Raw genomic sequence first — 11,521 nt, 5'->3', positions numbered from 1 at the left:
GATACTACTAATATGTACCATGCGTTGTATGGGAATTTAAGCCCTCGGAGTGTTACAACAAACGAAAGTAGTATATTCTTTAGGATTACAAAATCGGACACGTTGAACAGGGAATTAAACAAGATTTATAGATTTTTATAGATTTTGGCAACGGGGCATCTTAAGTTTCTCCTTTATATTTATGTTTTTAACCTTAGGGTTAATAATTGTACATTTCATATTTTTCATCAGAATATCTATTTAAAGTTTCTTATGCTCTTATATTTAGTTGCATAGTATAAAAAATTTCTATTGCTTCTTTCTCATATGACTCGTCCATGTTGAAGATACCATCTTCTACTACTTCTACCTCATCAGTGCTGAATAATCTATCTAAAAACTTTTTAATCATTTTTCATTCCTCCTGAAATCTATTTAATCACCTTATATCTTTATTATAGCCAGTCCACATTTTTTTAAACATCGAAGGAGATTACAAAAAATAATTTTTATCTTACACTTTTGTAATATGTATAAGTTTATCTGATGGTATTAGAAATAGTACTAATATTCTTAAGGGATGAAGGAATGTGGTATAATTTAGGAATAAGGTTATAACTATAAATAAGGAATACAATTCCTTTATTATATAAGAGAATATTAAGTTTAATAAAGATAAGTGAGGAAGAAATTATGGCTCAAGGAAAAACTAATGCAATGAGAATATTGGATTCAAAGAATATAGAATATAATATGATAACCTATGATAATAAGGATGGAAAAGTTGATGGAGTATCTGTAGCAGGAAAGATTGGTAGGGACGTAAAGGAAGTTTATAAAACCTTAGTGGCACAAGGACAAAGTAAGGAAATATACGTTTTTGTAATACCTGTAAACGAGGAGTTAGATCTTAAAAAGGGAGCAAAGGCAGCTAAGGAAAAGAAAATAGAAATGATTCCTGTAAATGATATAACAAAGCATACTGGCTATATAAGGGGTGGGTGCTCACCTATAGGTATGAAAAAGCTTTATAAGACGTTTGTAAATGAAAGTGCCAAGGATATTGAGAGAATTATAGTAAGTGGAGGAAAAATAGGAGTTCAAATAGAGATAAATCCTTTTACTTTAGTAGAGGTAATAGAGGGAGAATTTCAAGATATTATTAAGTAAATATTTAAGAGTATAGATATACGATCCTAAAGCTCAATCTTTGAATATGATTTAGATAATGGTAGCTGGTGAGATATAAGTATGTAATTTTAAAGGGGGATCTATGGAAATATTAGTATTAATTTCTATAATTATAGTTTTTACTATTGTATTAAGTAGCTTTTGCTTTTATAATACTTTCATTTTAAGGTCAAAGAAGAAGTTTTTAATTAATAACAAGGATTTTAAAAGTAAAAATATAAATGCTATTTGGAGGGTAGATCCTCAGTGGTTAAACAATCAGCAGGTAGAAGTTATAAATATTAAGGGGTATAAAGACACAGAATTAAGAGGCTACTATATAAAAGCAGAAAAGAATACTAAAAATACTGTAATATTATCTCATGGGTATTCAGGAAAAGCTATGGATATGACTTCCTTTGGAAAGTTTTATAGGGAGAGTCTTGGATTTAATGTGCTTATGCCAGACGCAAGGGGACATGGAGACAGCGAAGGAAATTATATAGGCTTTGGATGGCATGAAAGGGAGGATTATAAAAGGTGGATTGACTATATAATAAAAAATAATGGAGAAGATTCAAATATAATTCTTCATGGGGTATCCATGGGAGCAGCAACGGTGATGATGGTAAGTGGAGAAAATAATATAGATAATGTTAAAGGAATAATTGCAGATTGTGGTTATACCTCAGCTAAGGATATTTTATCTTATCAGATGAAGAAAATGTATGGTTTATCTAGATTTCCTCTTATATATACCACAAGTTTTTTATGTAAATTAAGATCAGGATACTTCTTTAATGAGGCATCAGCTATAGAAGCTGTTAAAAAAACAAATAAGCCTATACTTTTTATCCATGGAAAAGAGGATAAATTTGTACCGCTAGACATGGTATATAGGTTATATGAAAGTTGTAATAGTAATAAGAAACTATATATAGTTAAGGGAGCTAATCATGCTAACTCTTATTTTGCAGACAGGAAGGGATATCTAAATCAGGTTAAGAATTTCTTAGAGGAAAATATATAAAATAATAATATTTTATGACTATATAAGACTACTTAATCTTAGTTTGTATTTATTATATTTTTAAGATAATTATAGAATAGAGAAGGAAAAATAATCATTAAAAATATTGAGTTTTCAGATGATGGATTATAGGTGGTGATGAATTTATAGAATAAGTTCATCACCATTTTAATTTATAATAGACACCTTATAAGATAATGTATAGGGAAAGCTTACCCTTAGATTTTATATAAAATTAAAATATAGGAATCCTAACTAAATTCTTAACATATATCCATGATTTTTATTTTGTGAATTTATGGCTTGAAGCCATGTATAACTTAGGACCTGTCTAGTTAAAGTGAATCATTATTACTGAGAAGAATATGTTAAATACATATATTTGAATTTTAGGTTAAGAATTTTCAAAAATTTAACAAATAAATTTGGTATATTTAAGGGGTAATAGTAATATATATTTACTAGAATATAGCTTTAATAATATATTTAATTTTATTAAAAATAAAATAATATTAAGGGGATGAGAGTAATATGTTTTAACTATTTATGTATTAATATCTTGAATATAATAGCTTCAACAATGATTTAGGTTAGATATGATAAAAGAATAAGCTACAAAGCTAGAATTAGATTTTAAGTTACAATTTATAAGAGCTTTAGAAAAGATATCTCAAGTAAAGGCCTTCAGTTATTAGACAGTTATAGTTCTAAAATAGGAGGTGAGAATATGAAGAGGAAAAAAAGTATTTTAAAGAGAAGAGAGTATTTAGGGAAAAGGCTTTTAACCCTTCTAGATATCACATCTAAACTGCTATATATACTTTTTTTAATTAAACAAATAATTAGTTAATTCATTAAAATTAAATCATATGCAGAGGTACACTAAAATGCAGATCTTAAAAGTCTAAAAGATAAGCTTAATTTTATAATTATTAAGCTTATCTTTTTGCATATACATATATAAGTTTTATATGATGGTTACTAACTGTAATACCCCATACTCTTAAAAGTTAGAGGATAACAGTTGCTACGCCCACAGATTAACTTATCTAACCTTCAGATGTCTGAAAGAACACCGTCTGAAGGAGGATTCGTTCTATTTTAAAATTTACATATATAGATAAGGCATATTCATATCAATGATATAACTTATAAAGATCTATACAATATAAGTATTTATAATATTATAAAATAATTTTAATAATCAGTAGCACTCTTTAATAGCAAAATATATGATATAATATTATAAAATTATTAAATTAGTAATTTAGCTATAAGTTAAGGAACATAATGAAGTGTTTCTACGTTATATCAACTTAATAGTTATATCTATTTCTCATCATAAAGAGTAAAGATTTATTCAAAGCTAGGGGATTTTAGTATTAATTAAAATGGAGGGGTAATTATGAATAGTGGATGCAAGGAATTTGTTGCAGAGTTCTATGATATTTTTCATGAGAGTAACTATAATTACAAGACTTATGTTGAGAGGTTAAAAGAATATGGACAAGATATACTAGAGCTTGGTTCAGGAACGGGACGTATTCTTATACCACTTATTGAAAATGATTACAATGCTCTAGGTATTGAAAACTGTGAAGATATGATATCTTTGTGTAATAAAAAATCTCAAGGCAAGGCTAAGGTTATTAAGGGGGATGCTAAGAAATTTTCTTTAGATAGAAAGTTTGATGTAGTTTTAGCTAGTTATAATTTCATTAATAAATTTAATAAAGTAGAAGACTTTGTTTCTGTTTTTAAATGTGCCAAGGAGCATTTAAAGGATAATGGAGTATTTATAATAGATTGCTTTCTTCCTTATATGGAGCTTATGGTAAATAGCAACGGATTAGAGGAGACCTTTGAATTTTTCAATAAGGAAAATAAAACTAAAATAGTGGACAAGGTTAAATCTACTTATGATTTTACTAATTCAATAGAGGTAACTGAAAGAATACTTGAAGAATATAGAGGAGAAGAACTATTAAGGAAGGCAGAAGTTAAAGAAGAGCTAACCTATTATATGCCAAGGGAGTTAAAGGCTATAATAGAGCTTAGTGGACTTAAGATTATGAAGGAAAGTGGATCTCTTAAGGAGGACATACCTATAGAAGGAAATGCAAGTGAAATGATACTATATTGCACTGCTTAATTATATAGAGGTAATAAAGCTATACCAAGTATTAAAGTTGGTATAGCTTTTATAATTATAACTCATCTAAACATTTTTAGGTTCAGGTTTAGATATAATACGAAATAAGTAAAAGAAATCAGGTCTTGATTTAAAATCAACTCTAGTTTGAGTTAAGTTATCAAGTTCAATAATACAATAAAAATCTTCATTAGTTTTAGAAATTTCCTCTCTTATATCTGAGAAGTATTCTCCATTATCATCATTACCTAGGTAAAATTTAAAAGGGGTATTATTAAAGGCTACATTTTCCTTTTGGGATAGAAATAAATTATAGTAATTTCCGCCAGGTTCAACTGTTTTAAAGATTTCAATTTTAATATCACCATTTTTAGAGGAGCCAATATACTTTTTAGGGGATAATAATGCAAGGATAAAGATAGGTATAATAATTAGAAAGATAATAGGTTTTAAGAATCTACTTTTGAATATAAATAGTTCTTTTTTAAGGTTAAATCTCTCTTTTTTAATCTTAAACATCTCCTTCAGAAGTAATGTAGCGTTCATTACATATAGATTAAGCCTTATTCATTAATAATTCCTTATTTTTCAAGGTAGCTTCGTAGAGTACAATGGTGTAGCTATTCCTACATTTAAGGAATCACAGTAACCAAGCATTGGGATAGATATACCTGTGTAGTCTGTTTTATACCACTCATCAGAAATTATTAATTTAAAGTAATCAGTGTATTTTTCATAAATTAACTTATGTTTTTCTTCTGTAGTATAATTGCTTAAATCAAAAAGATTCTTCATATAACCACTCTTTTCCGCACTCTAATAATTACCTGTAATAGCCGGATTAATTAATATTTTACATATTATAACACCCTTTGTCCATTATATTCCTATTTTATGATATAATACTAAAAATAGATTCTTATGGTTTGATTTTCTTGAACTTTAACTATAATAATAGATAAAGCTAATATATAAATAAGTTCTATTATATTAAAGGGTTAGTTATTAAAGATTATGAGCTAAAGGAAGAATTATTAAAATAATTATAGTATGGATTTTATTAAGGAAAAAAGCATATAAGGAGAAAAATAATTAGATTTACACTAATAAGGTTATAAGGCTAAGAGGTAATTAAAGCTATGCCAAATAGTATTTTTGGCATAGCTTTATTTTGTGTAGAGTTTAAAACTTATTAAGCTAAGAAAACATAAAAATTATTAAAATTTACATATTTAGAGAACCTATAAGAACTTATTGGTATCTAATGGGTGAAGTACATAATAAGGGGGACATAAAATTGGATATAAGTCTTTTGGTAAAAAGGGCTAAGGAAGGGGATAAGGAAGCCTTTTCAGAACTTATCAAGAATACTAGAAATGATATGTTTAAAGTAGCCATGGGCATATTAAAAAACGAAGAAGATGCCTTAGATGCTATACAAGATACTATATTAATATCATATAAGAATATAGAAAAGATTAGTAAACCTAAATATTTTAAAACTTGGATAATTAAAATTCTTATAAACAACAGTATAAAAGTTCTTAGAAAAAGTGAAAAATACATTAGGAATGAAGAGTTAGATATAAACTACAAGGAAGAAGGCTTTAGTGAAGTGGAACTTAGGGATATAATAGACAAGCTTCCTAAAGAACTTAAGGAATTAGTTAAAGCCTATTACTTTGAGGACTCATCAATAAGAGATATATCAAAGGAATTTAATATTCCAGAAGGTACTGTAAAATCTAGACTTTCAAGATCTAGAACATTTCTCAAAAATATTCTTAAGGCTAATTAAAGGAGGGGTAGTTATGAAGGAAAAAATAATAGAAGATAAGCTTAATTTAGCTTTAGATTCTCTAAATCATATAGAAATAAGTAATAAGGCTGTAAATAAAATAGATGAAATGCTTCAGAAGTTACCTCCTAAGAACAAGGTTAAATCTCAAAGAAGGAAGAGACTTAAGAATTCTTTAGTAGCAGCAGGGATTACCATTGGATTATTAGGAGGATTTTGTGTTACCTTCCCAACCTATGCAAGTAGCATTCCTATATTAAATAAAATTGTAGGGGAAGACTCTATTTTTGGATGGGATTTTGGAAAAGGGTCCCAAAGCTTTAGTGATGACTTAAAGGATTATTCAGTATATATAGGAGAAACAAGGGAAGATAATGGGTTGAAAATTACTATAGAGGAGATGCTCTTTGATGGGCAAGAAATGTATTTAGCTTATTCTGTAGAAGGGGAGGTTATAAAGGAATTAGATGATTTATTTGAGAATGAGGAAAAATATCCAATGCCTGTTGGGTTTGAATTTACCATAAATGGAGAAAGTCCACAGGGATTCGGCTGGACCATGGAAAATAAAAAGGAGAAGGAAGATAAGTTTATAATTAGAACTAGTATTAATCTTAATAATAATATTGAAGATATTGATGATTTATATGATATTAACTTCAAACTAACTTCTTTTGCTGAAATAAGAGGGGAATGGAATTTTAATTTTAGAATAAGTGGCAGTGAAATAAATAAAAAAATAAAAGTTTATAAAGAAGAAAAAGATAAACTTTCCACATCAGTAGGAGAGATATATTTAAATAGAATAGTATCAACTCCTATAAAGACCTATGTAGAGTTAGTGGGAGAAGTAAATGAAAATAAATTAATAGGGAGTAAAGCATTTAATAGTTTACATGTATCTTTGCTAAATCATAATGGAGAAAGAGTTAATGAAAGTAATCATAAATCAAGTGGGCATATGTCAGAAGATATATATGTTTCTAGGCATATGTTTGATGTATTAGATTCCAAATATCAGTTTGATTTAAGAGGAGCTCTACTTAAAGAGGATATAGAAAAAATTAATGAAGGTGAAACAGGAGATATAGATAATAAGAAATATACAGAAAAAATAAGTAATATATACAAAGATGTTTTAAGTAAGATTAAGAATAAAAAAGTTATAAATTTAAGTAATATTACTAACCAATCTTTAGAAAGTGAAAGTTTTGGAACAATAAAGTTAAAATCTTTAGGCTATGCTAAAGAGAAGCATAATGATTTAGAAAGAAATACTTATGATAATATAGAACTAGATGTGGAAATAAGTGGACCTATGAAAGAGGCTTTAGCACTTGACGGTATGTATTTATATAATAAAAAAACTAACAGCTATTCTAAGGTAATGGAAACAAATGGAAAGGCAGTTATAACCAAAGATAAAATACTAAGTTCATATGAGCAATTAAATATAGATGACTTGGAAATAATTCTTATAGATCTTAATGAAATATATGATATGCCAAAGAGTCTTAATAAAACTATAAAATTTAATTCTTAAGAAATATATAAATACTGAGACAAATAACACTAGATAAATAAGGTGTAAATAAAATTGGAATTAACATGGGAAAGTATTATGAGGATTATAAAGGAATAAAATAGGAAGAGTGACTTTAATATTGCTAATAGGATTATATTTAAAATATTAACAATAATTATATGAGTAAAATATATTGTCGCATAATATATATTTACAATGATATTATATTATGTTAAGCTTACACTAAATAGGTTTGAAAATATAAAAAGAGGTGGCTTATGAGCGTGGTATTAAACTAGACCAAATTTAATAGAATAAATTCTTAGAAAAAGGTATTTAATATACCTCTGTTTGTTGTGGAATTTATTCATTAGTCTATGAAGATACCAAGGTGCTTATATTACCTCCTGTATAGAGGGTGTTTTTCTAATACCCTAAATATAGCTTTTTTAACGAGGAATTTTAAGCTGTGGACACATTAAAGGTATCCACAGCTTTTTTATGTGGAAAAATAGTAATTAAATTTAATTATAGCTTCCTCAAATATAAGACATAGGAATTATCACCCTAATCTGGAGGATTACATTTTCAAGCCTATTTAACTGGATTAGTATTTATATATAAAATTTTTATATTGGTATCTTCATAATTTATCAAAGAGCTTTAAAGTGAGTTTGAATTATGAAGGAGAATCTTAAAATGAATACAGAGACTTTTAATAAATTACAATATGAAAATTTAAAAGATGAAGTAAAAAAACATTGTGTTAGCGGACTTGGAAAAGAACTAGTAGATAAGTTAATGCCAAGTAGTGAAATAAAGGTAGTAAATAAAAGACTTATGGAAACCACTGAAGGTAGGAATATACTTGATGCTTATTCTCACGTGCCTTTAGAAGGGGTATTTAATGTAAATTCAATTATAGATAAATTAAAAAAGGATATTATTTTAAATCCTAGTGAACTTGAAATCTTAAGCAATTTTTTAAGAGGGTGCAGAACTATAAAAAGATTTATGAGGGATAAGGAAAGCTATGCTCCGAGTCTTAGCAGCTATAGTAATTCAATAACAGAGCTTTTATATATAGAGGATGAAATAAATAGGTGTATAAGAGGTAGTAGAGTGGATTCACAGGCTACCAAGGCTCTTCAAAAGATAAGAAGAAATATAGATATTGTAGAGGGGAAGATTAAGGATAAATTAAATAAGTTCTTAAACTCTTCTGAGAATAAAAAATATATACAGGAGTTTTTCATAAGCAAGAGGAATGATAGATATGTAATACCTGTAAAGTCATCTTATAAACATCAAGTGGATGGAGTTATAGTTGAGGCTTCATCTAAGGGATCATCAGTGTTTATAGAACCTCAAGGAGTAGCTACTCTTAATGTAGAGTTAGCTACCTTAAAGGCAGAAGAGAAGGAAGAAGAGTATCAAATTCTATGCCATTTAACCTCAATTGTTTATGATAATCTTAAGACCATAAGCATAAATGTAGAAACTATAGCACAGTATGATATGGTATTTGCTAAGGCAAAGTATAGTAAGTCCATAAATGGAGTATGTCCTAAGATAAATGATAGAGGATATATAAATATAATTAAAGGAAAACATCCACTTCTTAAGGGGGAAGTAGTACCCCTAGACTTTAAGGTAGGAGAGGACTATAGAACTCTTGTAATAACAGGCCCTAACGCTGGAGGGAAAACAGTAGTTTTAAAAACCATAGGACTTTTAACCCTTGCAGCTCAAAGTGGTCTTCATATAAGTGGAAAGGAAGGAACAGAGCTTTCAGTATTTAAAAATGTATTTGTAGATATAGGGGATAATCAAAGTATAGAAAATTCCTTAAGTACATTTTCATCTCATGTTAAGAATATAGGAGCAACTAATTGTTGTTTAATATATGTATAAATGTGTAAAGATACAGACAAATGCAGACGTATGTTAAATTAAAAGCTCCCTACATTCATAAAGAGTGTAGAGTGATAGTTTAAAACTATCCAAAACTCCTTTAATTGCTGGAAGTTCCTAAAGCCTAATTAACCACAACGTAAGAATGAAATAAGTCTAAGCGTGATGGTAACGAAAGTAGAAAAAATAATTAGGATAGCATAAGGTTAAATCCTAAGTGCCGAAATAATGGATAATCAGCAGGTAAGCTCCGAATAGGAGAAACTTCAACGACTAGAGCAAAAGCTCGTACCTTCAAGTGAGGGGAAATGGGGAGCTGCCTAAGGCTTTAGGTAGGTGATATAGTCTATGCTGTATAGAAATATGCAGAAGTTCATAAGAGAACTGCATAAGATTAACGACCTTATGTGAATACTCTAAAAATGGTATAAATGAAGATTAGATTGATTCGTAAACAACCGTATTCTAAAATTTTATAAAAATAGGTTTACTGTAAAGTAAACACAAACTAACTATTTTCTAGATCTTTAACAATTAAATTATAAACATAATTACTAACTGACCTATTATCTTTATCAGCCTTTAGTTTTAATTGTTTATTAATCTCTTTAGAAACAGTAACTTTGATTCTGATATTGTCTTTACTAACAGCCACATAATCACCTCTTTTAATCAATTTAATTTATTTTAATATAACATGCTTATAAAGTGTCAACAAAGCGGGGGATACTATATATGTATAATGAAATTAATAAATAAAAGTAGGTGAGAATAGTGAGGACTATAATTAAAACTGTTAAACAATATTCATATGAATTAGACGAAGATGTTTTAAAAGAATTAAAATTCATAGCTAATCAATACAAAAATGTTAAGAACTATGTATATTCAAGATATAGTGGAATTAATAGTATCACTATTCTTGGAGGTTATAAAAAAGAGATTAGAGACATATGGGTAAAAACTAAATTTGCAGAACAATGGAGAATGCCTGCGAGATATTGGAAACTAGCTTTAGATGAAGCCATAGGAAATATTAAATCTCAATGGAGTAACATTAAAAGAAAGATAAAAAGTCAGATCAGAGTAAATGATAATTTATCAAATGAAGATAGACATTATATCAATTACATTTTAAAGTTTGATAATTATTACTCTAAAATATTAACTAATCAATGTTTTGATATTCCTAAAGTATTTCAAGATAAAGAATTAAATTATAATTATCTCAATAACCTTATAAAAAGATACACAAGGAGATATAAAGGACATATACCTTATTCAAAAGTGGGAAATAAGCTCTCAATAGATACAGGATTGTATTCGTGCAAAGATAATTGTATAAATATAACTTCTACAAGAAAGGGTAAAAGACTATCTATTAAATTGACTGATATTAATAAATACCATAGGACAATGATAGTTAAAATAGTAGATAGTAAGATAATAATATATTGTCCTTTAAAAGTTAAGGTTAAAAAGAACATTAATAAAGAAAATATTATAGGAATAGACAAGGGATACAAATATTTATTTGCAGTATCAAGTGATAATTTTTATGGAGAAAGTCTTAATTATCATCTAAATAGAGAAACTGAAAGACTAAGTAAGGCAAACGCTCAAAGAAATAGATTTTGGGCTTTATATAATCAATATTTAGATCAAGGTAATATTAAGAAGGCTAACACCATAAAAGAAAACAATTTAGGCATAGTAAAATATAATCACAATAAATCGAAGCATGACCAAACAGTAAAATCTTATATAAATTATTCCTTAAATCAATTAATAAAAGAAGAAAAACCAACAGAAATAGTTATGGAGCAACTAGATTTTGTTAATTGGAATGATAGATATCCTAAATCAGTAAAACGCAAATTATCAAGATGGATTAAGGGATATATAAGAGAAAGACTTGAATACAAATGTGATTTTAATAGTATCAAGTATACG

Annotated in this window: 10 protein-coding genes and 1 pseudogene; 7 read left to right on the top strand and 4 right to left on the bottom strand. The window is 27.7% G+C overall.

The features are described from left to right. Window positions 1-250: 250 nt before the first annotated feature. Entirely contained in the window at window positions 251-391 is a 141-nt protein-coding gene (locus AB2369_RS07050; protein WP_367665773.1) for a hypothetical protein, read from the bottom strand. Window positions 392-672: 281 nt separating this feature from the next. Here AB2369_RS07050 and ybaK point away from each other — a divergent pair, with 281 nt between their 5' ends. From ybaK to AB2369_RS07035, 3 genes are all read left to right on the top strand, one after another. Beyond that, window positions 673-1,149, top strand: coding sequence for a Cys-tRNA(Pro) deacylase (gene ybaK / locus AB2369_RS07045; RefSeq protein ID WP_367665772.1), 477 nt, complete (start codon window positions 673-675; stop codon window positions 1,147-1,149). A gap of 103 nt (window positions 1,150-1,252) precedes the next feature. Then, window positions 1,253-2,179: an alpha/beta hydrolase gene (locus tag AB2369_RS07040; RefSeq protein ID WP_367665771.1), complete on the top strand. Its 927-nt coding sequence runs from the start codon at window positions 1,253-1,255 to the stop codon at window positions 2,177-2,179. Between the two features lie 1,405 nt (window positions 2,180-3,584). Continuing rightward, a complete protein-coding gene (locus AB2369_RS07035) occupies window positions 3,585-4,331 on the top strand; it encodes a class I SAM-dependent methyltransferase (protein ID WP_367665770.1) in 747 nt (248 codons plus the stop codon). A 66-nt stretch (window positions 4,332-4,397) separates the two neighbouring features. On the opposite strand, the gene AB2369_RS07030 is transcribed toward AB2369_RS07035, so the two are convergent. Then, entirely contained in the window at window positions 4,398-4,877 is a 480-nt protein-coding gene (locus tag AB2369_RS07030) for a hypothetical protein (RefSeq protein ID WP_367665769.1), read from the bottom strand. Between the two features lie 42 nt (window positions 4,878-4,919). Further along, window positions 4,920-5,126 (bottom strand): hypothetical protein, encoded by a 207-nt coding sequence (locus AB2369_RS07025; protein ID WP_367665768.1) that lies wholly within the window; start codon window positions 5,124-5,126, stop codon window positions 4,920-4,922. Window positions 5,127-5,628: 502 nt separating this feature from the next. On the opposite strand from AB2369_RS07025, the gene AB2369_RS07020 reads away from it, so the two are divergent. The 3 genes and pseudogenes from AB2369_RS07020 to AB2369_RS07010 all read left to right on the top strand — a co-directional run. Further along, entirely contained in the window at window positions 5,629-6,129 is a 501-nt protein-coding gene (locus AB2369_RS07020; RefSeq protein ID WP_367665767.1) for an RNA polymerase sigma factor, read from the top strand. A 13-nt stretch (window positions 6,130-6,142) separates the two neighbouring features. Then, on the top strand, window positions 6,143-7,672 hold the full coding sequence (locus AB2369_RS07015) for a DUF4179 domain-containing protein (protein ID WP_367665766.1): 1,530 nt from the start codon (window positions 6,143-6,145) through the stop codon (window positions 7,670-7,672). A gap of 681 nt (window positions 7,673-8,353) precedes the next feature. Beyond that, window positions 8,354-9,535 (top strand): annotated as a pseudogene (locus tag AB2369_RS07010) (endonuclease MutS2); the annotation flags it as partial. Between the two features lie 541 nt (window positions 9,536-10,076). On the opposite strand, the gene AB2369_RS07005 reads toward AB2369_RS07010, so the two are convergent. Continuing rightward, window positions 10,077-10,223, bottom strand: coding sequence for a DNA-binding protein (locus AB2369_RS07005; RefSeq protein ID WP_367665765.1), 147 nt, complete (start codon window positions 10,221-10,223; stop codon window positions 10,077-10,079). Between the two features lie 119 nt (window positions 10,224-10,342). Between AB2369_RS07005 and AB2369_RS07000 the strand changes: the two genes are divergently transcribed. Beyond that, a partial coding sequence (locus tag AB2369_RS07000) for a hypothetical protein (RefSeq protein ID WP_367665764.1) occupies window positions 10,343-11,521 on the top strand: 1,179 nt, incomplete at its 3' end.

Origin of the sequence: Clostridium sp. (assembly GCF_040797585.1) — a bacterium.
In the GTDB taxonomy this organism is placed as follows: Bacteria; Bacillota; Clostridia; order Clostridiales; family Clostridiaceae; genus Clostridium_Z.
Note: the sequence above shows the minus strand (reverse complement) of the source record. Positions and strands in the feature narration are given on the sequence as shown.

Excerpts from the sequence above, each read along its gene's own strand:
- AB2369_RS07050 (WP_367665773.1), bottom strand. The coding sequence starts at position 391 with ATGATTAAAAAGTTTTTAGATAGATTATTCAGCACTGATGAGGTAGAA.
- ybaK (WP_367665772.1), top strand. The coding sequence starts at position 673 with ATGGCTCAAGGAAAAACTAATGCAATGAGAATATTGGATTCAAAGAAT.
- AB2369_RS07040 (WP_367665771.1), top strand. The coding sequence starts at position 1,253 with ATGGAAATATTAGTATTAATTTCTATAATTATAGTTTTTACTATTGTA.
- AB2369_RS07035 (WP_367665770.1), top strand. The coding sequence starts at position 3,585 with ATGAATAGTGGATGCAAGGAATTTGTTGCAGAGTTCTATGATATTTTT.
- AB2369_RS07030 (WP_367665769.1), bottom strand. The coding sequence starts at position 4,877 with ATGAACGCTACATTACTTCTGAAGGAGATGTTTAAGATTAAAAAAGAG.
- AB2369_RS07025 (WP_367665768.1), bottom strand. The coding sequence starts at position 5,126 with ATGAAGAATCTTTTTGATTTAAGCAATTATACTACAGAAGAAAAACAT.
- AB2369_RS07015 (WP_367665766.1), top strand. The coding sequence starts at position 6,143 with ATGAAGGAAAAAATAATAGAAGATAAGCTTAATTTAGCTTTAGATTCT.